This window comes from Neobacillus sp. KR4-4, from assembly GCF_042136325.1.
Lineage (GTDB): Bacteria > Bacillota > Bacilli > Bacillales > Cytobacillaceae > Neobacillus.
The window spans coordinates 90,225-116,052 of record NZ_JBHHJU010000017.1 but is presented as its reverse complement, the minus strand read 5'-3'; the positions used below and the strand labels follow the sequence as shown (position 1 = coordinate 116,052).

Sequence of the window (25,828 nt, the reverse complement as noted above, 5' to 3'; positions counted from 1 at the left end):
GGATTAGGTGTTCGGTGTGGTAACCTCACTTTTAACCTAATTTCACGGGGGTGGCAAGTTTTTTGCATTTAAATCCCTTTAAATCAAGGATTATTAACTTTTTTAATATAAAAGTTTTGACAATACGTTGAAGGATAGAGGGGGGATGTTATGGAGAGATGGTAAAATCCGCTGTTAATTTTTTAAATATTCGTTCAATTGAATTTACGCATCATTGTTTCACTAGAAAAGCATGTTAAATAACCAATAAGGGGGAAATTTGTTGAAAACGCAAATTGAACAAAATGGTATTGTTACCCTGACGCCTGAAGCAGCTAATGGTTTAAGTAACAGTGAAATGTGGAATGATGACCTGCGCCCAACAACTATGAAGGAACATTCATGGAAAGGGGTGAACTTTGCTACCTTATGGATTGGTATGTGCTTGTGTATTCCTGCTTATACGATGGCTAGTGGCTTGATTTCGTTAGGAATGAATTGGTGGCAGGCAATTGGAACGATTTTTCTTGGAAATGTCATTGTTCTTATCCCTATTTTATTAAATTCCCATGCTGGTACAAAGTTTGGCATTCCCTATCCGGTATTTGCTCGTTTATGGTTTGGCTCAAAAGGTGCCCATATCCCGGCTTTAGCTAGAGCGATTGTTGCTGCTGGGTGGTTTGGGATTAACACCTGGATAGGTACAGGTGCGATTGACACACTTTTATCGGCATCATTTGCCGCTTGGAGAAACATCCCAGGACATACGGCGATTGTATTTGCTTTGTTTTGGGGATTAAATGTCGTTGTTGCTTATAAAGGACCTCAAGCGATGAAAGTCCTTGGCTTAATTGCCACACCGATTGTAGGTATCTCTGCTATTATTCTTTTTATCTGGGCATATACGAATGCAGGAGGCTGGGGGCCAATCCTGGACACGCCATCAAAGTTCACGACCACAGGGGCATTTTTAAAAGTATTTTTCCCTGCATTAACCGGCGTCATTGCCTTTTGGGCAACCCTTGCCTTGAATATACCTGACTTTTGCCGCTATGCGAAAAGTCAAAAATCACAAATGTTGGCTCAAAGTTTCTCTCTTCCACTTACAATGAGTATCTTCTCCTTTATTGGAATTGCGGTCACATCTGCGACCGTAGTTATTTTCGGGACTGCACTATGGGATCCTGTTCAATTGCTTGCAAAATTCCCGCCATTCGTTATCTTTTTGGGAACATTAATCATTGTCATTGCGTCCTTAACGATTAATGTCGGGGCAAATATTGTTGCACCGGCCCGTGCCATTGAAAATCTAAATCCAAGACGAATTACGTTTGGCATCGGTGCATTAATCACTGGAATCTTTGCGATCTTAATGCAGCCTTGGTATATCATGGAGAACTTTGGAAACTATATCTTTGGCTGGCTGGGGACGTACGGTGCTTTACTCGGTCCGATTGATGGAATTGCCATTGCGGATTACTGGCTTGTTCGCAAGCGGCAAATGGCCCTTAACGAACTATATGATGTAAACGGCCGCTATAGCTATACATCCGGTTTTAATAAAAACGGTGTATTCGCCCTGATAATTGGTGTCGCTGTTCCTGTACTTGGACTTCTCATCCCAGGTCTTCGCTTTATGTGGGATAACGCCTGGACATTCGGATTATTTATCTCGATTATCGCTTACACCTACTTAATGAGAGGGGATCAAAGTGTTCTAAAACCAGGAGAATATGAAAAGATTACGGCATTCAAATCGTCAACTCCGGGTAATAAAGCAGATTCAGTTGCACATAATGAAACAGAATTTTTTTATTAAAAAAATGAGTGTCAGGCACCTTTGGGTGCCTGACACTCATTTTTGTTTTACTTCCTAGTAATAAAAATCCGATTATTTTGAAATATATCGGGAAATGTAGGATAATTACGCTTGGTATTTCTTAAATTACATTTAAATATACTCAGGCTATTAGCGGCCTTAGCTTAATTGGAGGGGATTCTTTATGGAAATAGGTGTAAGCACGTTTGTCGAGACCACGCCAGATGTGAAAACCGGGAAGGTAATTAGTCATGCGCAACGAATCCGTGAAGTGGTAGAGGAAATTGTCCTTGCAGATCAGGTTGGACTCGATGTTTTTGGTGTCGGTGAGCATCATCGCGAGGATTTTGCGGCCTCTTCTCCTGTCGTTGTGTTAGCTGCTGCCGCTTCACAAACCAATCGAATCCGATTAACCAGTGCGGTAACGGTTCTGTCTTCCGCGGATCCGGTTCGAGTTTTTCAGGATTTTGCAACACTTGATGCGATTTCAAATGGTCGGGCCGAGATCATGGCAGGCAGGGGCTCTTTTATTGAGTCGTTTCCGCTGTTTGGCTATGATTTAAAAGACTATGATGAATTATTCGACCAGAAACTAGAGCTATTATTAAAAATACGAGAGTCGGAGAAAGTGACCTGGGATGGCGGCCATCGACCAGCTATCCAAAATCTCGGTGTGTACCCTAGGCCGGTTCAAGATCCTTTGCCTGTTTGGATTGGAAGTGGAGGCAGTCGTGATTCCGTAATTCGTGCAGGTCTGCTAGGGTTGCCACTCGTTCTAGCCATTATCGGCGGGCGCCCGCTGCAATTTGAGCCACTTGTAAAACTTTATAAAAAAGCAGCCGTTCACGCTGGTCATGATATGTCTAAACTAACGGTTGCCTCGCACTCGCACGGTTTCATCGCGGAAACGAGCGAAATAGCAGCTGAGAAGTTTTTCCCTTCCACCCAGCAGGTTATGAATAAGTTAGGACGCGAGCGCGGATGGGGGATGTATGACCGTTCGAGCTTTGATGCGGCTCGCAGTTTGGAAGGAGCATTGTACGTAGGGGATTCGAAAACAGTAGCTGAGAAAATCATCCATTTACGGAAGAATGTTGGAATCACACGGTTTATGCTTCACTGTCCTGTTGGTTCCATGCCCCATAATGATGTAATGAAAGCCATCGAACTATTAGGAAAAGAAGTTGCTCCTATCGTTAGAAATGAAATAGGGAGATGGGAAGCTGAAAACGATCTGTGAATCCAATGAATCTGAAAGGTGATTAAAGTGGATGAACTTCAAAGTAAATGCTGGCTAATTAAGAATGCTTTTCAAATAGATGTACAAGCCATTGATCATCAATTTCAAACCATTTTACATATATCTGATGATAGTGACCCTCTCCTATTTGTGGAGGCACGCAAGAAAATCTATTTGGATCTTAAAAATGCATTAGAAGCAGCCAATAAAAATAGTTTTTGTTTTCATACAGATTCTTTCCAACTTTCGTATTTGGCAGCGGCCCTGCACATGGATGAACAATTTCATGGAATGGTTATCGTCGGACCTTTCATGTTAGAAAAGATCACTGACCATTTTATCTGGAGTGTTATCAGAGAAAATCGGCTTGAAAATAATTGGGGTAAACCCCTTGAGAAGTTTTATAAATCATTGCCATATTTGGGACAATCCTACTTAGCAATTGGTGATCTATTAGTGAATCTATTAACGAATCCGCGAGTTGACTCCCAATTTGTTACGGCTCCAAATCATAATGAGCATAATCAACCGGAGGTACAGCCTCTGGATTATGATCAAGATGGTATGGAGGTGAAGCTCAGATATGCCGCTGAAAAGAAATTTTTACATTTTATCGAAATTGGGGATAAAGATTCTGCACTGAAGGCATTGATTGATTTTACAGGTGACTTTTCCTATAGAGTTCCAGGGAATCCTTTACGGGCGAAAAAAAATCTTAGCTTTTCAAGTAATACAATGAATCGGCTGGCTGCAGCTAAAGGAGGGGTCGAACCTCAATATTTACATGCTATATCGGAAAAATTCGCATTTAAAATTGAGGCTGCTGTGACGATGTCCGATTTAGATGCAATAAATTTCAGTATGGTGGAAGAATATTGTGATGCGGTTAAAAATTTTGCAGTTAAAGGATATAGTACTGTTGTCAAAAAAGCGTTAATGTATATAAATGTCTACTTTAAAGAATCGATCAATGTACAATCTATTGCAGATGAAATCGGTTTTAATCGATCCTATCTTGCCAGGAAATTTAAAGAAGAATTGAAGATTAGTGTGATTGATTATATCCATAATAAGCGGATCAAAGAGGCAATATTTCTTATTGAACAAGGGCGGTTATCTATTACAGATATTGGTATTCAAGTCGGCTTTAGCAGCTATAATTACTTTTGTAAAGTATTTAAAGAAGTAAAAGGTATGACGGCTACAGAGTATAGAGATTGCAAATAGAAAGAAAAGGTGGGGCATGATAAATTCATGTACTTTTTTTATTTTAGGTGAAATGGCGAATGAAAAAACTATCATTAAAAGCACAATATTATATAAAAAATAGCAATAGTGTGTGTGAATATGGCCTGAAATTGCTAAGATGAAGTTGTACTTACTATTACTAGTGCTTACAAGTTTAGGAGGCATTAAAATGAAAGAAAACCATAAACAGCCGATTTTAGAAGTAAGAGTCAAGAACATCATTGAAGTGGATGGATTAAAATTTAAAGATTTAAATAATAGTGGGAAACTAGAACCATATAAGGACTGGCGCTTAAGCCCGAAGGAACGTGCGGAGAATCTAGTTTCATTAATGAATATCGACGAAAAGGTCGGAATGATGCTTATAAACACGCGTCAAATGGGACTTACTCAAAAAGATAAGAGTAAAACAAGTCATGATGGCGTGTTAGATGAAGGTATTGTTGAAAAAGGCGAAACTATTTTTGCTTTGGCGAAAGTATATGGCACAACGCATACAATTGAGAACATGCATCTGCGCCACTTCATTCTCAGAGATAACTGGAGCCCTGCTCAAATGGCCGAGTGGGTCAATACCATGAATGAAGTATGTGAGGGAACACGTCTGGGTATTCCTTGCTTAATCGCATCGAATTCCAGAAACGAAAACACAGAATTCATTTTTGGGATGAATGATGCAGCTGGGATTTTTTCTACTTGGCCAGGAACGTTAGGACTTGCAGCAGCAGCTAAAGGCGATTTAAAAAATGGCGGCGATGCCTCCCTTTTTAGCCAATTTGCCGAAATCGCCCATGATGAGTGGGATGCTGTTGGGTTAAGAAAAGGATATATGTACATGGCGGATACTGTTACGGACCCGAGATGGCAGCGGATCTATGGTACCTTCGGGGAAGACCCGGAATTTATCTCGGATGCCATCGGCCGCATAATTGACGGCTTTCAGGGGAAGGCCATTGGAAATCATAGTATCGCTATGACAACTAAGCATTTTCCCGGTGGTGGACCAAGGGAAAATGGATTTGACCCACATTATAAAGAGGGGAAATGGAACCTATACCCAACACCTGGAAGCTTAGAAAAGTATCATATGCCTCCGTTTAGAGCAGCAGTAGAGCATGGGACTTCATCGATGATGCCATATTATTCGATCCCTAGCATCAAGAAAAGTGCAGTCCAAGAATTCGAAGGTGAAAGCATTCCATTCGAAGAGGTTGGTTTTACCTTTAATGATTATTTCTTAAATTCAATCCTTAGAGAAAAATTAGGCTTCAAAGGCTATATCAATAGTGACAGCGGAGTCACAAGTAAAATGAGCTGGGGCGTTGAAACCTTAAGCGAGGCGGAACGTTTTGCAAAAGCAATTAATGCGGGCACAGATCTTATTTCTGATACGAACGATATTGAAAACCTTAAGACAGCAATCGAAAATGGCTGGATTAGTGAAGAGCGGATTAATGAAGCGAATGTAAGACTTCTTACAGAGATGTTTGCGTTAGGACTATTCGATGATCGTACCTATGTTTCTCCAGAGAATGCTGCTGCAGTAGTTAATAATCCTGCTAGCTGGGAAGCAGCATATGAGGCTCATAAAAAATCAGTAACCGTTCTTAAAAATACCAATCAGACGTTACCTTTAACAGCTGATATCCTTGGTACTAAGAAAGTTTATGTGGAAGTTTTCCACAAAGAACCTGAGCGGGCTGCAGCTTATACGGAAAAAGCAAGAGAGGAATGTCAGGAGCTTGGTCAATTTTCGTTGACGGATAACTACGAAGAAGCGGACATTGCAATTCTATTCTTAAGTCCAAAGTCTGGAGCATATTTCAATGCAACCCCAGGATTGTTAGAACTTGAAATCTGCGAAGATAAGACAGAAACAGCATTGGATGGTACTACCTATCAGGAAACCACCTTAAGTGGAATGGCCCATCTTAAAGAAGTGGCAGACAGTATCCATATCCGCGGCGGAAAAGTGATTATGAGTGTGAATGTCATTTTGCCATGGATCCTTGGAAACGTTGAGCCTTTAGCAGATGTTCTAATCGCGGGTTACGATACCTACTTTAAGGCACAGTATGAGGTTATGGCAGGTAATAGCCGCCCAGTAGGTGTTTTACCGTTAACATTGCCAGCGAGTGAAGCCGTCATTGCGGTTGATGAAGAAGGTAATTGTGTGTCAAGAAATGATGTACCAGGCTATGACAAGGATAAGTATATGCCGGAAGGTCTCCGGTATGCTTATAAAGATAGTGATGGTAATATTTATAAGCTTGGTCATGGATTAACATTTTAAGATAGTAAAACAATTATAAATCAGAAACTCGCCCAAAAAGATTTGCGGCGAGTTTTTGTATTTTGATTGCTCCATTAAGGTTTTCTTTTGGTGATGCCGCTAAAATCAATTATAATACTAAGGAGAATAAAGATGGTTAAAGGACGGATACGATGATTTTTTTAGAAAAAATAGAACCACATGTAATTAGCCAGGATATCTTAATTCAAGAAATAGTGCTTCATGCCTTACACGATTATCCAAACGTTCCTGAAGAATGGACGATAAGATTATTGAAGGAAGCGTTTACGAACGAGGACAAGCAATCGTCGATACTAATTTACATTGATAACATGAAGATCAATGAAGAGGGTGTCAAGCTTCTGTTAGAGAATATCCCAAAGATGGATAAGACCCAAATCCACTTGGCAGTGAATTTATTAGAACGGATCGAACCCATGCTTAGCCTTAAATATAAAGAACCGCTGCAAAAGTATCTTAATGAAGAGCATTGGTCTTTAGCTGAACTGATCGTAAATGGGGATGAGGAAGAAGTTTGGGAAGAATTTGCACAAAAAATCAATGCTCTCGACAAAGCCAAAACGTATGAACATTCACAATTTATTGAAGCGAAAAAACTTGCTGCCTGTATCGTTCAAAATGGCTGGATCACAGAAGAGGTTATCGAGGAAATTCTGCAAGAGGAATTAAACGAAAAATGGTTTTCATTTCATGGTATCTTGGCTGTATATATGATTGGAATACTGAAACTAGAAAAGCATATCCCCCTCCTAGCTAGTTTGTTGGACCGTGATGATGATACCTTGTTAGAAGAGGTTTCAGCCGCATTAATTGGTTTTCAATCGGATGATGTTGTACAGGCGGTAGAACCATATTTAAAAAATTCCGATTCGATTATTTATGCGAGTTCCGTTGTTGAAAATATTAAATCTGACCGGGCAGTACAGGCTTTAATAAAAGCTTATCGGGGGACAGATGAACTAGATGAACAAGATATGCTGATTGAAGCCCTCTGTCATCAGCTATCTCGAAAAGCATTACCTGTAATAAGTAATCATATGAAAAATGAATACTTCTCTGGCCTAGTTGATATTGAACAGACTGTTTATGGGTATTATTCCATTTTAGGCGAGTCACACCCGGAACTATTGGATTGGAAACTTTCCGCACTTGCAAGAGAAATTGATTTCAGAAATGCTAGCAATCGGGGGGGCAATCCCCAAAGCAGTCCGATTCAAAAGGAAAATAAAGTGGGCCGAAATGATCCATGCCTTTGTGGGAGCGGTAAAAAATATAAAAAGTGCTGTGGCAAATAAGGAGAGATGCAGGATGAAGTTGGATAAGGTTCGTTGGGGAATTATTGGATGCGGTGACGTAACGGAAGTGAAAAGCGGCCCAGCTTTCCAAAAAATCAATCATTCAGAATTGGTAGCGGTTATGAGGAGATCAGGGGAGCTTGCCGAGGATTATGCAAAACGGCATGGTGTCCCCAAATGGTACGATAATGCCGATGAACTCATTAACGATCCTGAGGTCAATGCAATCTATATTGCCACACCGCCAGGACCACATAAAGAATATACCATCAAGGCAGCAAAGGCAGGGAAACTTGTTTATGTAGAAAAGCCAATGGCTCGCAATTATGCTGAATGCCAAGAAATGATTGCGGCTTGTGAGGAAGCTGGCGTGCCCTTATATGTGGCGTACTATCGCAGGGCACAAGAGCGATTTTTAATAATTAAAGAGTTATTGGAAGACGGTGCGATTGGAGAGGTCCGTTTTGTATCGTCTACCCAATATCAAAAGGCTTCTGAAGACGTGTTGGATCCGCAACATCTTCCTTGGAGGGTACAACCCGAATTGGCTGGTGGGGGACTTTTTTTTGATTTAGCCAGCCATACGCTTGATCTTTTAGATTTTCTGCTTGGACCGATTACGTCCGTTCAAGGTTTAGCTTCCAATCAAGCTGGGTATTATTCGGCGGAGGATATTGTAACGGGTACATATAAGTTTGAATCTGGGATCCATGGCGTAGGAAATTGGTGTTTCACGGCTTTTGAAGATGTCGATTTGAATGAAATCGTGGGGAGCGAAGGGAAAATCAGCTTTTCCACCTTCGGAAATGAGCCCATCGTTTTGACGACAGCTGGCGGAACAGAGCAGTGGAGTTTCGAACGGCCACAGCACGTTCATCAACCACTTGTTGAAACAATTGTTGCAGACTTAACAACTGGTGGCTCCCAGTGCCCAAGTACAGGGGTTTCAGGTGCGAGAACGAATTGGGTCATGGGAGAAATGGTGAGGAATTATTACTAAACTAGTAATGAACTATTATTGAAAAGGATATAGACGCATTGAATGCAGCATGGTTTTAACCATGCTGTATTTTTGTACATATGAAAAATGGCACAGGTACTTTTATTTATTTTTCCAGTGTTTTTCATGTATGTAAGCGCATACATTGATAGTGAGCACTGGAGGTGTTGTTGATGATCTATCCTTATGGGAATGATTATATCAAGTACTTAAACGATAAAGATTCACATGGCATCACGTATGAACAATGGAAATGTAAAAATGGGAAAAAATACTCAGACAAGTGCAGACAATGCGGACATGGTAAAGACCGCTTTCAACCTTGTCCAAAGTGCAATTATTAAGCGCCTTTAGGCGTTTTTTTATTGATTTTTAACCTGAAGACGGGACGGCTGCTGTGGATTTTGAAGATGCAATTGCAGAACTATTTTTGGGGATTTCACTAAATATCGAATTCGCTGATTGGACGTGGAAATTCGCTGATAGAACTAGGATTCTTTGAGAGAGATTTCGCTATTCGCTCATTGAAGGGTAGAATTCGCTCAATAGATGCTAGAATTCGCTCATAAAATGCAAATATTCGCCCAGTAAATCTAAAACCATCCAATCCTATAACTATAGAATTGGAAAATCATATAAATTTAAACTCAATTTCTCGTGTTTTTAAATAATTTTCTTTTATTGTCAAAAATAAGGTAACTTTTTCGCTAAAATTCATGATATTTTAAGAAAATCAGGATTTAGGAGATACTATTCAAGCAATAAATCAGAACAAGGAGAACATACGACCAATGAAAGATAAAATCCCTTCGTTATCGTCCAACTCATTTTATTTAGGCATGTTGCTAGCGGTGGTTGGAGGTTTTTTAGATGCCTACACTTTTATCAGCAGGGACGGTGTTTTTGCTAATGCCCAAACAGGAAATATGGTACTCCTTGCAGTTAAAGCTGCAAACAGGGAATGGCAAGGAGCGCTGCTTTATATCCCGCCCATTCTGGCTTTTATTTTAGGTGTTTTGGTCTCAGAAATTGCTAAAATTCCCCGGATAAGACATGTCCTGCATAGCTATAGAAGGTCTATTCTTATCTTGGAATGCTTGGTTTTAATTATTGTAGGTCTATTACCAAGCAGTGTGCCGAATATCGTGGTAACTGTATGTATAGCGTTTGTCTCGTCTTTACAAATTTCCACTTTCAATAAACTAGACAAGTGGGCTTATAATTCAACGATGACAACAGGAAATCTTCGGACAGCCACACAAGCAGCCTATTTGGCTTTAAAAGAACATAATGAAGAAGCAAAAAAGCAATTCAAAGAATTCTTTGCAATTATTCTTTCATTTTTATTAGGTGCATTAACCGGGACATTTTCCACCACCTTTATAGGGAACACATCAATCTGGATCGCCTCGGGTATCTTAGTGATTGCACTTATTTTGTATCATCGGGACCGGGGATATGTTAGCAAATCATTAACATTTAAATAGATTGTAAGAAGAGGCTGGAACCCAAATCGGGTCCAGCCTCCGTTTTTTTCTATTCATATATTTCTATTCTAGCATTTCCAACTTATAAATGACCTCTCTAAGGGCTTCAATTTCATCGTCCCCTGAAACTTCCAAAATAATCTCTGCCTGTTTAGGAATCGCTAACGATAACAAGCCGAGGACCGATTTTACATTCACCTTTCGTCCTTTATACGTCAGAAAGATATCCGCATTAAATCGAGAAGCATGTTGAACTAATTGATTGACCGGCTGAGCATATAAACCTGCATTTCTGTTGATTGTCACTGTTTGTTGTATCATGATTTCCCCCCAAGTGCTCTTTGTAGAAGTTCTAAATAATGCACTTCTCTTATGTATGAAACTAGCTCATAAAAAATGCACTGTTTGATTCAATATGGGCCATTTTGTGTGCTAGTCTCCCTGATCACAGCTTAAATCCCTCCTTTTAGCCCCCTACACCTTTAGCTTAATCAGGATTTTAAGCCAAATATTAGGAATGTCCTAATAAAATAGGCTTTTGAATCAGTAGCAATACCCAGCTAAAGGTCATATTTTGGTGAAGAGAGTACTTGAACTTTAATGTACTAACACAAATTATTTTTATTAAATAGATGGAGGTATGAAAATGAATCCCTTACAAAATGAACTCCAAATGTTGAATGTTGGCGACTTTCAAGCGAGCCAGGCGGTTCCTTTTGATCCAAACCAATACTATCTTGATCAGTCTCGAATTGGTGGTATTGGAGGTATTGGAGGTATTGGTGGCATTGGTGGTATTTTCCGCTGTTTTAGTTGTTTTAGTTGCTCTAGCTGTTTTAACTGTTTTAACTGCTTTAACTGCTCTAGTTGTTTCCGGTGCTCTAGTTGCTTTAATTGTTCACATTGCTCTAATTGTGGAGGCGGACATCGCTGCGGCGGCGGAGGTCGTTGCCACGGTTAATTGGAACCTTTTTCTAATGAAACACTGGCATTTTATTGAGAAGAGCTTTGCAGAGGCTCTTCTCTATTAGTTTAGACATATGGGACAAATTGCGTTACATAGAATTATAGTAAAGTCATGATCCTGATTGGAGAAAAGCTAAGGCTAAGGAGGAGCGAAATGACAAGTTTGAACCCTTCTATGCGTTTGAAAGTGAAAAGGGACACGTTTTTTCTTCCCGATTCAAACAGTGGTGTGTATTTACGAAATAATATAAGCTCATTTCGTATGAAGGGCAGTACGATCGAGCAGTGGGTGGAAAAGCTGATCCCCATGTTCAACGGGGAGTATACCTTGGGTAATTTAACAGAAGGATTACCTGGTCCATACCGTGATCGGGTGTATGAAATTGCAGAAGTGCTGTATCGAAATGGGTTTGTCCGCGATGTAAGTCAAGATCATCCCCATCAATTGGAGGATCAGGTTCTTAAAAGGCATGCTTCACAAATAGAATTTGTGGATAGTTTTGTAAATTCGGGGGCGTACCGTTTTCAAACCTATCGACAGGCCAAAGTGTTGGCTGTTGGATCTGGCCCTTTTTTTGTTTCGTTAGTTTCTTCGTTGATTGATTCTGGATTGCCCAAGTTCAATCTGCTAATCACCGACACGGTACCGACTAATAGACGGCGGTTGATGGAAATAGTGGCACATGCCAGTAAATCAGACCCCGAGGTGGAGGTAGAAGAGGTAAGATTAAGGGAAGATAGGGTTAGCTCTTGGCGGGAAAGTGTGCAGCCGTTTGATTCGATTTTGTATGTGTCGCAGGAGGGGAATCTAGAGGAACTGCGACTTATTCATACGGTTTGCAGGGAAGAAAAAAAGATGTTTCTTCCTGCTATTTGCATACAACAGACGGGTATTGCAGGTCCGTTAGTAAAACCGGACTCAGAGGCATGCTGGGAGTCTGCTTGGCGCCGCTTGCACAAATCTATGCTATTTAAAGAACAACAATTATCTGCCTACTCTTCGGCAGCCGGAGCCATGTTAGCCAATGTGATTGTATTTGAATTGTTTAAAGAGGTAACAGGAGTCACCGAGCCAGAACAGAAGAATCAATTCTTCCTGCTAGATCTGGATACGTTAGAAGGAAACTGGCATTCGTTTTTGCCTCATCCCTTGGTGACGGGACGAATATCGACTAAATGGGTTGAAGATTACGATAGACGACCTGAACAGGAATTAGTCACTGGTGAGTCCAGTAAATTGCTTCTATACTTCTACCAGTTGACATCAAAAGAGACGGGGATTTTCCATCGCTGGGGGGAGGAAGAATTAATACAGCTGCCCTTAGCACAGTGTCGTGTTCAGGCAGTTGACCCGTTGTCTGTGGGACCTGCTGAGCTGTTAAGTGATAAGGTCTGTTCAGGTCTGACACATGAAGAGGCACGAAGGGAAGCTGGTCTTGCTGGAATTGAAGCATATGTTTCACGAATAATCAATTCACGCATAACAAATCTATATTTTGATCAGATAGTAGAGGGTAAAATGGTAGATTTAGAGGAATTTATAGGAGTTGGTGCAGGGGAAACGTATGCGGAAGGTGTTTGCCGTGGGTTACAAAAGTGTTTGGTCAAAGAATTGAACATTCAACAGCGTAATCAGAAGTTATCTATCTCGCAGGTACAGTTGAGTGCTGTAGAAGATGAACGATGCCGGTTTTATTTGCAGGCACTATCTACGATTCAAAGAGAACCACTTATCGGTTTAGGGGAGGAAGTGTCCGGTTTCCCCGTAGTATATGTCCGTACGAGAGAAGGATGGTTTCGCAGCGTAGATTTGAATCTCACAATGGCGTTACGAAATGCGTTACAGCAAGCAATTAGCAAAGTACAAAACCCGGAAGGCAGCTTATCGGAGGAAGCGTTTGATGGATCGTCCTTGCATCTGGAAGAGAAGGTGTCGCAAAGTCTTGTAATCCCTGCCTGTGAAGAGAGGTTTCAATTGGAGAACTTGCAGTCCGCTTTGGATGTCTTGAAACGAAATCATAAGCAGCTTTCGGTGTTTGAACAAGAAATGGAACCATTTCTAAAAGAAGCTTTGGCTGGGGTGTTCGGTGTGTTGCTTAGAGAGGAGGAAATTAGGTGAGCGCTCCTGTCGTTTTGGTTATAGGAGAAGGAGTGGTGGCAGACAGTGTGTGCGAAGAACTTTTCGCCCATTACCATGTAGTTCGCCAAACCGAATTCGAGGCGGTTGTACCGAAACAAACTGATTTGGCTCTCGTTCTCCACGATGTATGGAATCCTTCTGTTCATCAAAAGGCAGAAAAGATGTTTCGACGAACAGGCACTCCCTGGCTGCGTGGCTTCGTTTCATTTGGAGAGGGAGTAGTGGGTCCACTAGTTCGACAAGGATCATCGGGATGTTCACAGTGTGCAGACTTGAGACGACTTATGGCTGGCAGCGACCGTACAGAAGTGTGGGGGATACAGCAGAGACTGAAGGAGTACAGAGGTGTTCAGCCTGAAGGGTGGGCATCATACACAGGACTCCGTCAGCTGGCACACCAATTCAGTGCAGAGGTACAGCGGATTTTGCAGGGTGATCATCCTCTTACGGAATGCCAGATATGTTTAATCAATTTGAAAACATTAAGGAGTTCATGGCATTCCTTTCTTCCTGACCCTTTGTGTCCAGTTTGCAGCCAATTACCCGACGATGCGGAAAACATGGCACGAATCTCATTGCAGCCAAGTCCGAAGGTCAGTTCCGATAGCTACCGTTGCCGCTCGTTGGAAGATCTAAGTAAAGTTTTAGGAACAGATTATCTAGATCAACGCACGGGCCTTTTGAATGCTAAGATGGTTGACCTGGTGCGGCCATTTGCAGATGTCAGTGTTAATCTGCCTTTGTTCGAGGGGGATGAGGGAACAGCCGGCCGGACAAATTCATATGAAGTAAGCGAGCTGACGGCCATTTTAGAAGGACTGGAGCGGTACTGCGGTCTAGAGCCACGCGGGAAACGTACAGTCGTTTTTGATAGTTTCCGCAATTTGAAGAATAAGGCACTTAATCCGATAAAAGTAGGTGTGCACGCAAAAGAACAATATGAGCTCCATGGCTTTCCTTTTCAACCGTTTAATCCTGAAAGACCAATGAATTGGGTTTGGGGTTATTCGTTTTTGGAAGAGCGACCAATCCTTGTGCCTGAGCTGCTTGCCTATTATAGCTTGGGCTCTGGGCAGCGTGGATTTGTCTATGAAACTTCCAACGGCTGCGCGTTAGGAGGAAGTTTGGAGGAGTCCATTTTTTACGGAATTATGGAAGTGGTGGAACGTGATTCATTTCTGATGACTTGGTACGCGAAGCTGAACTTGCCGCGTCTTGACCCATCCTCTGCTGATGACCAAGAATTGAAGTTAATGATTGAACGAATTCGGGTGGTCGCAGGATATGATTTGTATTTGTACAACTCGACGATGGAGCACGGAATTCCGAGTATTTGTGCGATTGCAAAAAACAGGAAAGAAAAGGGATTGAATCTTATTTGTGCTGCTGGTGCACATCTCGACCCCGTACGGGCGGTTAAAAGTGCGGTTCATGAATTGGCTGGCATGATGCTAACCCTGGATGAGAAATTGGAGTCGAACCAAGAAAAGTATAGCCGAATGCTGCAAGATTCATCTATGGTACAGAATATGGAGGAACATGGCATGCTGTACGGTTTGCCGGAAGCAGAGGAGCGTCTGGATTTTTTACTTCAAGATACTCGTCCATTGCGAACATTTGCAGAGGAATTCAAGTGGAAGTCGGGGCATTCAGATCTTACTGACGATCTTCAGGACATTCTTCAAGTTTTTCGTCAATTAAATCTTGATGTGATTGTAGTAGACCAGACGGCACCAGAATTGAAGCGAAATGGGCTTTTTTGCGTAAAGGTTCTAATTCCGGGAATGCTGCCGATGACATTCGGACAACATCTTATTCGCATAACTGGGCTAGAGCGGGTGCTCCGTGTACCGATGGAACTCGGATATTCAAAACAACCGTTAACACTTGAACAACTAAACCCATATCCGCATCCGTTTCCATAAGCGGCGACTAGGAGGCAATAAGGATGAGTCTAGAGGAGTTTTTGCTCAATCTACATTTTGACATTGATAAAGCAAGCGTACCTAATTGGGAGGTGGATTGGGAAGATGCGCCACTTCCTTATAAGCTTTATCGTGGCTTGCCAGAAGTACCATTTTCTCTAGAGGTACCGCTGTCACTCGAGAGACAAGAATCACCCGCCAAGCCTAATCTTAGCAAAATTGGTCATTTTCTCTGGTATGTATATGGACTGAATCAAGTTAGTCAGTCAGTCTTTCCCATGGATGCCACAGCTAAAACAGCGAAACTAGTACAGTCGTATCGACGGTTTGTTCCTTCCGGCGGGGCATTATATCCCAATGAATTATATGTATATCTTAAGATAGAGGATTTGCCTGTTGGGATGTATCATTATGATGTGGCACATCACCGCTTGTTATTGTTACGAGAAGGAAATTTTGATTCATATATAGGCCGCGCTCTTGGTAATCGATGTGAGATATCTGCCTGCTTTGGGACCGTATTTGTGTCGACTATGTTTTGGAAAAATTACTTTAAATACAATAACTTTTCTTACCGGCTGCAAGGGCTGGATGCCGGCGTGTTGATAGGACAGCTCCTGGAGGTAGCGAAACGTTTTGGCTTTGCAACGGGGGTTTATTTCCAGTTTCTTGATCGGGCCATTAATCATCTTGTTGGGCTTTCCGAACAAGAGGAGAGTGTTTATGCAGTTATTCCGCTTTCCGTAGAACCAACCCGCTGGTCTACTAACGGGAGTAAAATTGACGTCACTGCGGCGGAATTGTGTCAAGAGTTAACAGCTATTCAGCCTCATCATTATGTCCGGTCAAAGAGAATTAAAGAGTATCCGATCGTAACCAAGTTGAATGAAGCGTCCATGCTGGATTCAACGCAGGCGTTTCGACTGTTTGAGGCAAAAGAAAGTATAGATTCGGACGATGAAGCGGAAACTCTGCCTCACATGAATCGGTTATCTTATGATCTGCGGTCGGTTTGTCTCGAGCGATTTTCACCAGATATGGATTTTGTCTTGGGAAGGGTAAGTAAACTTCAACTGACCACACTATTGCAGGAATCGACCGCCTCCTTCTCGTATCGGAATGATTTGGATGGAGCAGATTGGAAGAACGAGCCTCGTGTTTCCTTGTATGGATGTTTATATAACGTTGAAGGTATTCCAAATGGAGCCTATTATTATGACAGACTTGCTCATGCGTTACGACAAGTACATCTGGGAGATTTTCGACTCCAGTTGCAATCTGGAATGTCGCTAGATAACGTAAATTTGCTACAAGTACCGCTCTGTCTTCATGTGGCAGGGGACAGGGAATCATTTAGAAAGGCACTGGGATACAGAGGATACCGCATTCAACAAATGGAAGCTGGTATGCTCGTGCAACGATTACTGTTAACGGCGTCAGCCCTCGGAATGGGGGGGCATCCACTTCTCGGGTTTGATGCAAACTTGAGTGATCAGATTTACAAGATGGAGCCACATGGAAAAACAAGTCTCATCCAAATTCCAATTGGTCCCTATCGACAACGTCCATGGTTAAAAGGAAGCTTGCATAGTTAGGATTAATGGGTTCAATTTGTCCCATACAAAAATACCTGATACCAGAGAACAGAAAAGAGTCTCCCCATTCAAAAGGAGACTCTTATTTTTCGAAATAGAATCATATAAGGGGGTAAAGTAATCAGAATTATTCCTTTGCAAACTGTAATACCTTTGACTCGGATTCCGGTCTGTCACAGGTGCTTTCCATGAAATAATGGGTTCCCTTTTCCGATGATTCAAGCAGTCCGTGCATCGCTTCTAAAACATGGTACGCTAATTCGCCATTTGCTCGATAGTTACCGCCTCCAAGGATTGCTTTTGCCATATCAGCGACACCAAGCCCTCTGCTGTTTTGGGCGAATCCATAGGAAAGCGGGACCTCCGTAAATTCTTTTTCATCACATTTTCTTATACGAACAGGGCCCCCAAATGTATTTGGATCAGGAACGAGAATCGTACCTTGACTTCCATAGATTTCGATAGGCGGCAGGGATGTTCCTCCAAAGGCATCAAAGCTTGTTGTAATCGTTCCGATGACACCTGAGGCAAAATCCATTACACCAGAAAGATGTGTAGGGGTAGAGACGAGAATCTTTGTTCCTTCTTTCTGTTTACTCCTAATAGTTCGTTCTGGATAACTAATTCGAGCAGAACCAGAAATTCGTTTGATTGGTCCTAATAAAGCGACTAAAGCTGTTAAATAATAGGGTCCCATATCAAACATTGGCCCACCGCCGATATCATAGTAAAAGGCCGGATCTGGATGCCAATGTTCATGTCCGCCGCAAATCATAAAGGCCGAAGCACCAACAGGGACACCAATTTCACCTTGTTCAATTAAATGAATCGCTGTTTGAATACCAGCACCTAAGAAAGTGTCTGGTGCACTCCCGACGAAGAGGTTTTTCCTTTTCGCTGTTTCTAAGATTTGTTTACCTTCTTCGCGAGTTATCGCAAGTGGTTTTTCTGAATAGACATGCTTTCCTGCTTCAAGGGCTTGGAGGGAAACAGACGCATGCGCTTTTGGTATTGTTAAATTAATGACGAGTTCAATCCCTGGATCAGAAAGCAGCTCTTCGACGGAACATGCTTTTGGAATACCAAATTTTCCAGCTTGAGCTTGGGCACGTTTTTCATCTAGGTCTGCACAGGCAACAAGTTCAAGGTGCGGGAACTTTGGACAATTTTCCATATAAATAGAACTAATATTTCCGCATCCAATGATACCGATTTTAAGCTTTTTCACGATTAGGTCCTCCATTTTAATCATTTTGGTCTCTGAAAGTTCAAGCCGGATTACTGGCTGTCGCCCATTCCTGTGTACATCCCTGCATTACCATAAATAGAGGTTGGACCTAATTCTTCAGATCGTTTCTTTCCTTCAGCAGCCCACAGAAATCCTCGCCGCATAATAAGGGAAACCTCTGGCATGGCGATAATGTTCGCTTGGTGGCCTAATGAACTATAGAATACATTTCCCTGGCCCCAGTGTTTTGTCCAAACCACAGGCATTTCAACTGGTTTATTGGCAGCATGAGGACCATTAACAATAGGGAAGCGAGTAGTAGCTAACACTTCCACAGCAGGATCATAATGAAGGTAATATTGCTCGCTGACTACTTTAAAATCAGCCATCCCCTCAAAGAGCGGACTGGTCGAATGTTTGATATTTACCATGTATTCCACACCGTCATTTCCAGGATGAGCGACCCAATTTCCGCCGGTCATAAATTGCCAGTCCACATTATTACGGAAAGAGTCACACATCCCTCCGTGGCATCCCGCTAACCCCACACCTTGAATAACAGCTTCGGATATATTTTGAACATACTTTTGTTCAATAGTACCCATAGTCCAGTGGGGGATGATTAAATCCAGGTTTTTTAGCTTTTCAGAATCTCCATAAGACTCAAGTGTATTGGAAACCTCTACCTCAAAGTTTTCTTCCTCAAGGATGCCTTTAAAAATTTCTGCCACTTGCTCTGGTTGATGGCCATCCCATCCGCCCCATACAATCAATGCCTTTTTCTTCATTATGGAAGCACTCCCTTTCGATTTTTAGACGTCAGAAATACGGATCCATTGGCGTTTTTCGATTGATAAATCAACCGCTTCCAAAACTTCTTGACACTTGACGCCATCTCGGAAATTTGGAACCGGCTGCCGATCTTCACGGATAGCCTCCATTAACTCAACCATTTCATGAATAAACGTATGTTCATAACCAATCGTATGACCTGGAGGCCACCAGTTCTGCGCATAAGCGTGGGAAGGGTCTGTCGCTAATACCCGGCGGAAGCCTTGAACATCATCTCTATCATCCGTTAAATAGACCTGAAGCTCATTCATGCGTTCAAAGTCAAAGATGACACTGCCTTTACTGCCGTTAATTTCAAAGGAATTCTTGCAGCGATGTCCAGTGGCAAATCGTGTAGCTTCAAAGCTTCCTAAAGCACCGTTTGCGAACCGTGCTAGGAATAGAGTCGCATCATCAACTGTGACCTCGCCTTTTTCAGCACTCTCGCTTCCCTTCGCAGATAAGCCAGTCATCTGAGCAGGAAGTGGTCTTTCCTTGATAAACGTATCATTCATTCCAATAACCTCGTTCATATCACCAATGAGGTAGTGTGCCAGGTCGATCAGATGGGCTCCAAGATCTCCATGAGAACCTGAACCGGCGATATCTTTCTGAAGTCTCCAGGCGAGCGGGAAGTTGGGGTCAACCAGCCAATCTTGCAAAAACCAAGCACGGAAATGATAGATTTCTCCTAACTTCCCTTCGTCAAGAAGCTTTTTAGCCAGCATGACAGCAGGGGCAAAGCGGTAATTAAAGCCAACCATATGTTTAACCCCAGCGGCCTCAACGACTTCAAGCATTTCTCTAGAATCCTTAAGTGTAAGTGCTAACGGTTTTTCACAAAAAACATGTTTGCCTGCTTGGGCAGCAGCAATCGTTATTTCTTTATGTACATCACTTGGTGCATTGATATCGATTAAATTGATATCATCTCTTTGTAAAAGACTTTTCCAATCAGTTGTATATTCCTCCCAACCGAATTGCTTTGCTGCTACAGCAACAGCCTGTTGGTCACGACCACAAATCATTTTCATTTCAGGATGAGTCGTATTTGGAAAGAAAAGGGGAAGATCCCGGTATGCATGACTGTGGGCCTTACCCATAAATTTGTAACCGACCATTCCGATTTTAATTGATTCCATAGTTAATCTCCCTTCTTATTTAAGCAGTTATGAAGAGTCCCGTTCAATATAGGTAACCGCGTTCATTCTCTCTATTTTTCAAACAATTGTCAATATTAAAATTATTAATTTTCTACTTTGAGTTTATTTTTCATGGTCAATTTTTTAGTCACTTACTATTCAATAGGAACTCTGAATAATATGAATGGGTTGTAAATATAATTGATTGGATAGATTGACGAAAAATTAAGTGATCCTTCGAATGGATAAATTCATTTATGAATCCTTCACATGACTCTTTTTCATATTCATCAGAGTGTTTCAAAAATGAATTAATTGGATGGGGGATGTTTATGGCGACCATTGATATAGAGCCGTATTTGCATGTTCGTTTTGCCAACAATCCAGTATATGCACCAACTGGACACAAGCTTAGTTTCATTGCGGATTATACTGGTTTGCCGCAAGTGTGGGAATTGAATCTAGGGGAAGGGAGTGATGGATGGCCTGTCCAAACTTCCTTTACAAAAGAAAGAATCACTTTTATCAGCTATCTAAATGGAAAATCAAATTTGATTATTGGAATGGATGTTGGCGGAAATGAAAATCAGCAATTGTACTTACTTAAGGAAGAAGGAAAACTAATTGAACTGACAAACTCACCAGACCATATCCACCGTTTTGGCGGAAGCTCTCCCGATGGAAAATGGATTGCCTGGTCGAGTAACCGCCGGAATCCAGCTTTTTTTGATATCTATCTTCAAAATTTGGAATCGAAGGATATTCGTCTTTTGAATGCTGGAAATGGGGTATTTTCAGCAGTGAAATGGTCTCCGGACGGTAATTCCATTTTGATTCAGAAGCTAAATTCCCCTTTAGATAATGATTTAGGTATCATCGACCTTTCAACGGGGGATATAAATTGGTTAACAGAACATACAGGGGAAGCTAGTTTTAGAGACGCCCATTTTAATAAGGATGGGGACCATCTGTATGTATTATCGAATAAAGACAAAGAATTCTATGGGCTGGCTCTTATCAATTTAAAAACCAAACAACTCGAATGGCTAGAGCAGGGAATGTGGGACTTTGAGGATTTGACTATGAATAAGGATAAAAATTTGTTAGCTTATTCGATAAATGAGGGAGGAACTTCCAGGGGGGTACTTTTAGACATAAACCGTAGTTACCTATATACGTGGAAAACTCCAATCGGAGTCATTACAAATCTGAAATTTTCCCCTGATAGCCAAAAACTTGCCTATGTGTTTAAGGGAGCGGCAAATCCCTCAGATATATGGGAACTTGACTTAAAGACTATTCAGGCGGAGAGGCTTACATATGTTTCCCGTTCACCTGTACTAGAACATAAATTAGTGGAGCCGGAACTTATCTCTTTTCGCTCTTTTGATAACCTCGAAGTTCCAGCCTTTTTTTCTAGGCCGAAAAATTCCACAGAAAAGCCCCCAGTTGTTATTTATATCCATGGCGGGCCGGAGAGTCAAGCTCGTGCAGTATACAACCCTATTCAGCAGTATTTACTAAACCAGGGTTATGCCGTGTGTACACCAAACATTCGGGGAAGTACAGGTTATGGAAAAAGGTATACACATTTGGATGATGTTCGAAAAAGAATGGACGCTGTTAAGGATCTCCTTTTTTTAGTGGAATGGCTAAAGGTGAATGGGAATATCGATTCTAAAAAAATCGCAATCATGGGTGGAAGCTATGGCGGGTTTATGGTGCTTGCTGCCATCAGTCACTATCCACATCTTTGGGCAGCTGCTATTGATATTGTGGGGATGTCCAGCCTAAGAACGTTCCTTCAAACAACCAGTCCATGGCGAAAGAAGCATAGGGAGAGTGAATATGGAACAATAGAAAGCGACGGAGAATTTTTTGATCAGATTGATCCATTGAATTTTTCAGATCGAATTACCACTCCATTATTAGTTATTCACGGGAAAGGCGATCCCCGAGTCCATATAAAAGAATCTGAGCAAATAGTTGATAAACTTAAGAAACGAAATCACGCTGTTGACTTTATTCGCTTCGAAGACGAAGGGCATACCATCATAAAACAAAAAAATAAGATTACTGCCTATAAGGAAATGGTAAGGTTTCTTGATCGTTATATTGGTAATCGATCCTAACTATAAGAAATAAATGGCCAAACTGCGTTAGAGCAGTACTGAAAATTCAGCAAACAACTAGTTAAAATGGAATTGAAATAGGTGAGAGACAAAACGGCTCCCAAATTCGGGGGCCGTTTTGTATTTACAGGGCTGTTTAGTAAACAATTTCCAAAAAGTATCTGATTTTAATCTTCGATATTGTGGGTATAACAAAGTTAATTGGCTTTTTAAAGGAGGCAAAAAAATGATATGGAAAGGAAGACGGCAAAGTTCAAACGTTGAGGATCGAAGAGGAATGGGAATGGGTGGCAAGACTGTGATAGGAGGCGGGATCGGCAGTATAATAATCGTTCTTCTCTTTACACTGCTTGGAGGGAATCCAGGAGATCTTTTAGGCAGCAATCAAGCTTCTGATACGGGTTCACAAGCTCCTGCACCTTATCAAGAGTCTGCTGGGGAGAAGGAATTAGCGGACTTTGTTTCTGTCGTTCTTGCTGATACAGAGGATGTGTGGTCAGATGAATTCAAGAAGAAAGGGCTGCAATACGAGAATCCTAAGCTTGTTTTGTATACCGGCAGTGTCCAGTCTGCCTGTGGATCAGCTAGTTCAGCGGTAGGACCATTTTATTGTCCTGGCGACCACAAACTGTACATTGACTTAAGTTTTTATCAGGAACTGAAACAAAAATTCCAGGCGCCTGGGGACTTTGCGATGGCGTACGTCATTGCCCATGAAGTAGGCCACCATGTCCAGACCCTCTTGCATTCAGGAGATCAAGCTTCACAGGCACGGAAGCGTTCTAATGAGTACTCGGTTCGATTTGAATTGCAAGCTGATTACTTGGCGGGGGTATGGGCACACTACGCGCAAGGGAAAGGCTACTTAGAAAAAGGCGACCTTGAAGAGGCAGTGAATGCAGCAAGTGCTGTGGGTGATGATAATATCCAGAAAAAATCGCAGGGCTATGTGGTGCCGGAAAGCTTTACACACGGAACTTCTGAGCAAAGAAAACGCTGGTTCACTAAAGGCTTCAAAAATGGAACCATCGAGGGTGGAGATACCTTTAATGCAGCAAACCTTTAAATAGCGTCAACCGTGTGTTTCCATTTTTTATAAGCAAAAAAGCCGTCATTCAACGGCTTTTCAAACTTTATTTTGCAAAAACATGATCACCGATCGTCTTTACAACTGTACGCGTACGAATCCATTGATCTTCTGCAATTTCTGGGTTATAGAAATAGACGGAATTATTTAATCGGTTTTTTCTGGTTAGTGCTTTTTCTACGGCTCGTTTCGATTCATCTGAGGCTGGCTTATTAATTTCACCATTTTGAACTGGTGAAAAGGCATAGGTACCCCCGACGACTTGATTAATTACACCTGTAACTGTATCTGGGAAATCAGGAGAATCAACTCGGTTTAAAACGACAGTCGCTACGGCTACTTTTCCTTCAAAGGATTCACCTTTTGCTTCAGCATTTACTAATCGGGCAAATAAGTCTTTCTCTTTATTAGAAATGGTAACAGCTGGCTTCTCTTTTTCTTTTTTTGGCGTTTTTTTATTAGGTTTGGATGCCTTTTTTACTGCTGCTTTTGGGTGAATAGGATTTTCCAATTTTTTCTCTAGATCCACCCAATTATCGGGACGATTATTCTCTTGTTCTATATTAATTGTATTTAATCCATTTTCTTTACCAAGTTCATAGAGGTTAACCTCTTTTACAAGTGGAGATTGTGTAATTGCCTCTGCCGTATTATGTTGTAGCGTTATAAATGCAAATGTAGCTACACAAGCTACAATTAACTTCTTCATGGAATTGTTTTTCATGTTGCTACCTCCTGTAAATTCGTATGTACATACTTTAGCATGTGCTAGTACACGAATTACAGAACACCACTGTTACATTTCATTATAGTTTGTTGAACAACATTACAGGTAAAATTGATTTATGACAAATTTCCTGTATTAATGACATATTCAAGCCAATTTTACGAAATAGAGGAATATTTTACTGAGGATTTGTTGAAATAATAACGGAAAAGAAATAATAATTTGATTTATATGAATATTCTTTCATGTGGAAAGGGTAATCCAACTTAGTTATTCTAAAAGAATAATTAAGAAGGGTGGATACATAGTGTGGGCAAAAATCACGAAGGTGAAAAATTACAAAGAGGTTTAGACAATCGGCATATCCAATTAATCGCACTAGGAGGGGCCATTGGTGTAGGTTTATTCTACGGTTCAAGTGCAACGATTCAGATGGCTGGACCATCTATTTTAATCTCCTACTTAATTGGTGGTTTAGTTATTTTTACTATAATGAGAGCATTGGGCGAAATGGCTGTTGATGAGCCAGTGTCCGGTTCATTTAGTTCTTACGCGAATCGTTATTTAGGCCCGTTTGCGGGTTACTTAACAGGTTGGACCTATTGGTTTATGTGGGTTGTCGTCGGAATGGCAGAAATTACAGTGGTCGGCGTGTATGTAAATTACTGGTTTCCGGATATTCCACAATGGGTGACTGCATTGGCTACACTAGTGGTTATTACGATGATAAACCTAACTAGTGTAAAAGCATTTGGAGAGTTTGAATTCTGGTTCGCGCTGATCAAAGTGGTGGCTATTATTGGAATGATTGTGGTTGGATTAGGAATGATCCTCCTAGGTATCGGTAACGGAGGCCAGCCAATCGGTTTTACTAATCTATGGGCACATGGTGGATTTATGCCAAATGGAATGAATGGTATTTTAATGTCATTGGTTCTCGTGATGTTTTCATTTGGCGGGGTGGAACTGGTCGGAATAACGGCAGGGGAAGCGAAAAATCCTCGAAAATCAATTCCATCTGCCATCAACAATGTAGTTTGGAGGATTTTAATTTTTTATATTGCTGCATTAGGAATCATGATGAGTTTATATCCTTGGAATGAAGTAGGAACCAATGGCAGCCCATTTGTATTGATTTTTGATAAAGTTGGAATTCCTGGAGCAGCTCATATCATCAATTTTGTTGTGTTAACTGCAGCATTGTCTGCTTTTAATAGTGGTCTGTTCAGTACAGGCAGAATGCTTTACAATTTATCCCTTCAAAATAACGGTCCGAAATATTTTGGAAAGCTAAACAAGCATTCTACTCCAAGACGCGGAATCCTGTTTTCGTCTTCTTTTTTACTAGTGGCGGTATTTTTAAATTATATTGTTCCGGAAAAAGTATTTATGTATATTTCTTCTGTGGCAACCGTTGCGGTTATTACGAGCTGGACCATTATATTGGTCACACAAATCAAGTTCAGACAATCAAAAACAAAAGAAGAAGTAAAAAAACTAGCATTTAAAATGCCGCTATATCCAGCTTCATCCTATCTAGCCCTTGCTTTCTTAGCAGTAGTCGTCGTTTTAATGGCCTTTATAGAAGAAATGCGAGTCGCATTAATAGTAGCACCAGTTTGGTTTATAGTCCTATATGTCGGTTACCGTTTTAAAAAGTAGTAGTGTCAGTA

At 41.3% G+C, this 25,828-nt stretch carries 19 protein-coding genes and 1 pseudogene; 15 read left to right on the top strand and 5 right to left on the bottom strand.

What is annotated here, in order from left to right:
- Positions 1-262: 262 nt before the first annotated feature.
- The 8 genes and pseudogenes from ACE198_RS17565 to ACE198_RS17530 all read left to right on the top strand — a co-directional run bounded on the left by ACE198_RS17565 (position 263) and on the right by ACE198_RS17530 (position 10,382).
- Positions 263-1,798 (top strand): NCS1 family nucleobase:cation symporter-1, encoded by a 1,536-nt coding sequence (locus ACE198_RS17565; RefSeq protein WP_375376451.1) that lies wholly within the window; start codon positions 263-265, stop codon positions 1,796-1,798.
- Positions 1,799-1,982: 184 nt separating this feature from the next.
- Complete coding sequence (locus ACE198_RS17560) at positions 1,983-3,038, top strand: LLM class flavin-dependent oxidoreductase (RefSeq protein WP_375376450.1); 1,056 nt, start codon at positions 1,983-1,985, stop codon at positions 3,036-3,038.
- A 27-nt stretch (positions 3,039-3,065) separates the two neighbouring features.
- Positions 3,066-4,265 carry a helix-turn-helix transcriptional regulator gene (locus ACE198_RS17555; RefSeq protein ID WP_375376449.1) on the top strand — a complete coding sequence of 400 codons (1,200 nt, stop codon included), beginning with the start codon at positions 3,066-3,068 and terminating at the stop codon, positions 4,263-4,265.
- Between the two features lie 190 nt (positions 4,266-4,455).
- Positions 4,456-6,579, top strand: coding sequence for a glycoside hydrolase family 3 protein (locus tag ACE198_RS17550; protein ID WP_375376448.1), 2,124 nt, complete (start codon positions 4,456-4,458; stop codon positions 6,577-6,579).
- Between the two features lie 1,223 nt (positions 6,580-7,802).
- Positions 7,803-7,895: pseudogene (locus ACE198_RS17545) on the top strand (SEC-C metal-binding domain-containing protein); the annotation flags it as partial.
- Between the two features lie 13 nt (positions 7,896-7,908).
- The gene (locus ACE198_RS17540) at positions 7,909-8,895 is read left to right on the top strand and encodes a Gfo/Idh/MocA family protein (protein WP_375376447.1); all 987 of its coding nucleotides are present in this window, start codon (positions 7,909-7,911) and stop codon (positions 8,893-8,895) included.
- A gap of 173 nt (positions 8,896-9,068) precedes the next feature.
- A complete protein-coding gene (locus ACE198_RS17535; protein WP_375376446.1) occupies positions 9,069-9,239 on the top strand; it encodes a hypothetical protein in 171 nt (56 codons plus the stop codon).
- Between the two features lie 447 nt (positions 9,240-9,686).
- A complete protein-coding gene (locus ACE198_RS17530; RefSeq protein ID WP_251463560.1) occupies positions 9,687-10,382 on the top strand; it encodes a YoaK family protein in 696 nt (231 codons plus the stop codon).
- Positions 10,383-10,445: 63 nt separating this feature from the next.
- Here ACE198_RS17530 and ACE198_RS17525 read toward each other — a convergent pair whose 3' ends face one another.
- Positions 10,446-10,703: an HPr family phosphocarrier protein gene (locus ACE198_RS17525; protein ID WP_251463559.1), complete on the bottom strand. Its 258-nt coding sequence runs from the start codon at positions 10,701-10,703 to the stop codon at positions 10,446-10,448.
- 319 nt (positions 10,704-11,022) lie between these two features.
- On the opposite strand from ACE198_RS17525, the gene ACE198_RS17520 reads away from it, so the two are divergent.
- The 4 genes from ACE198_RS17520 to ACE198_RS17505 all read left to right on the top strand — a co-directional run bounded on the left by ACE198_RS17520 (position 11,023) and on the right by ACE198_RS17505 (position 17,008).
- Positions 11,023-11,343 carry a heterocycloanthracin/sonorensin family bacteriocin gene (locus ACE198_RS17520; RefSeq protein ID WP_311315848.1) on the top strand — a complete coding sequence of 107 codons (321 nt, stop codon included), beginning with the start codon at positions 11,023-11,025 and terminating at the stop codon, positions 11,341-11,343.
- A gap of 159 nt (positions 11,344-11,502) precedes the next feature.
- Positions 11,503-13,467, top strand: coding sequence for a putative thiazole-containing bacteriocin maturation protein (locus ACE198_RS17515; protein ID WP_375376445.1), 1,965 nt, complete (start codon positions 11,503-11,505; stop codon positions 13,465-13,467).
- Entirely contained in the window at positions 13,464-15,413 is a 1,950-nt protein-coding gene (locus ACE198_RS17510; protein WP_375376444.1) for a TOMM precursor leader peptide-binding protein, read from the top strand. Before ACE198_RS17515 ends, ACE198_RS17510 begins: the two co-directional genes overlap by 4 nt.
- A gap of 23 nt (positions 15,414-15,436) precedes the next feature.
- Positions 15,437-17,008 carry a SagB family peptide dehydrogenase gene (locus ACE198_RS17505; protein WP_375376443.1) on the top strand — a complete coding sequence of 524 codons (1,572 nt, stop codon included), beginning with the start codon at positions 15,437-15,439 and terminating at the stop codon, positions 17,006-17,008.
- 127 nt (positions 17,009-17,135) lie between these two features.
- On the opposite strand, the gene ACE198_RS17500 is transcribed toward ACE198_RS17505, so the two are convergent.
- From ACE198_RS17500 to ACE198_RS17490, 3 genes are read right to left on the bottom strand one after another with little or no spacing between them, the layout of a single operon-like run.
- Positions 17,136-18,236, bottom strand: a complete 1,101-nt coding sequence (locus ACE198_RS17500) for a Gfo/Idh/MocA family protein (RefSeq protein WP_375376442.1) — start codon at positions 18,234-18,236, stop codon at positions 17,136-17,138.
- Between the two features lie 50 nt (positions 18,237-18,286).
- Positions 18,287-19,024 (bottom strand): ThuA domain-containing protein, encoded by a 738-nt coding sequence (locus ACE198_RS17495; RefSeq protein ID WP_375376441.1) that lies wholly within the window; start codon positions 19,022-19,024, stop codon positions 18,287-18,289.
- A gap of 24 nt (positions 19,025-19,048) precedes the next feature.
- Entirely contained in the window at positions 19,049-20,209 is a 1,161-nt protein-coding gene (locus ACE198_RS17490; RefSeq protein ID WP_375376440.1) for a Gfo/Idh/MocA family protein, read from the bottom strand.
- 332 nt (positions 20,210-20,541) lie between these two features.
- Here ACE198_RS17490 and ACE198_RS17485 point away from each other — a divergent pair, with 332 nt between their 5' ends.
- Both ACE198_RS17485 and ypfJ read left to right on the top strand, forming a co-directional pair.
- A complete protein-coding gene (locus ACE198_RS17485) occupies positions 20,542-22,341 on the top strand; it encodes a S9 family peptidase (protein ID WP_375376439.1) in 1,800 nt (599 codons plus the stop codon).
- Between the two features lie 226 nt (positions 22,342-22,567).
- Positions 22,568-23,407 (top strand): KPN_02809 family neutral zinc metallopeptidase, encoded by an 840-nt coding sequence (ypfJ, locus tag ACE198_RS17480; protein WP_375376438.1) that lies wholly within the window; start codon positions 22,568-22,570, stop codon positions 23,405-23,407.
- Between the two features lie 67 nt (positions 23,408-23,474).
- Here the strand turns inward: ypfJ and ACE198_RS17475 are convergent, their stop codons facing one another.
- Positions 23,475-24,152 (bottom strand): cell wall hydrolase, encoded by a 678-nt coding sequence (locus ACE198_RS17475; RefSeq protein WP_375376437.1) that lies wholly within the window; start codon positions 24,150-24,152, stop codon positions 23,475-23,477.
- A gap of 312 nt (positions 24,153-24,464) precedes the next feature.
- Here ACE198_RS17475 and ACE198_RS17470 point away from each other — a divergent pair, with 312 nt between their 5' ends.
- On the top strand, positions 24,465-25,817 hold the full coding sequence (locus ACE198_RS17470; protein ID WP_375376436.1) for an amino acid permease: 1,353 nt from the start codon (positions 24,465-24,467) through the stop codon (positions 25,815-25,817).
- The last annotated feature ends 11 nt before the right edge of the window (positions 25,818-25,828 follow it).

Coding starts and splice junctions, on each gene's coding strand:
- ACE198_RS17560 (WP_375376450.1), top strand. CDS start 1,983: ATGGAAATAGGTGTAAGCACGTTTGTCGAGACCACGCCAGATGTGAAA.
- ACE198_RS17550 (WP_375376448.1), top strand. CDS start 4,456: ATGAAAGAAAACCATAAACAGCCGATTTTAGAAGTAAGAGTCAAGAAC.
- ACE198_RS17540 (WP_375376447.1), top strand. CDS start 7,909: ATGAAGTTGGATAAGGTTCGTTGGGGAATTATTGGATGCGGTGACGTA.
- ACE198_RS17535 (WP_375376446.1), top strand. CDS start 9,069: ATGATCTATCCTTATGGGAATGATTATATCAAGTACTTAAACGATAAA.
- ACE198_RS17530 (WP_251463560.1), top strand. CDS start 9,687: ATGAAAGATAAAATCCCTTCGTTATCGTCCAACTCATTTTATTTAGGC.
- ACE198_RS17525 (WP_251463559.1), bottom strand. CDS start 10,703: ATGATACAACAAACAGTGACAATCAACAGAAATGCAGGTTTATATGCT.
- ACE198_RS17520 (WP_311315848.1), top strand. CDS start 11,023: ATGAAAATGAATCCCTTACAAAATGAACTCCAAATGTTGAATGTTGGC.
- ACE198_RS17515 (WP_375376445.1), top strand. CDS start 11,503: ATGACAAGTTTGAACCCTTCTATGCGTTTGAAAGTGAAAAGGGACACG.
- ACE198_RS17505 (WP_375376443.1), top strand. CDS start 15,437: ATGAGTCTAGAGGAGTTTTTGCTCAATCTACATTTTGACATTGATAAA.
- ACE198_RS17495 (WP_375376441.1), bottom strand. CDS start 19,024: ATGAAGAAAAAGGCATTGATTGTATGGGGCGGATGGGATGGCCATCAA.
- ACE198_RS17490 (WP_375376440.1), bottom strand. CDS start 20,209: ATGGAATCAATTAAAATCGGAATGGTCGGTTACAAATTTATGGGTAAG.
- ACE198_RS17485 (WP_375376439.1), top strand. CDS start 20,542: ATGGCGACCATTGATATAGAGCCGTATTTGCATGTTCGTTTTGCCAAC.
- ypfJ (WP_375376438.1), top strand. CDS start 22,568: ATGATATGGAAAGGAAGACGGCAAAGTTCAAACGTTGAGGATCGAAGA.
- ACE198_RS17475 (WP_375376437.1), bottom strand. CDS start 24,152: ATGAAAAACAATTCCATGAAGAAGTTAATTGTAGCTTGTGTAGCTACA.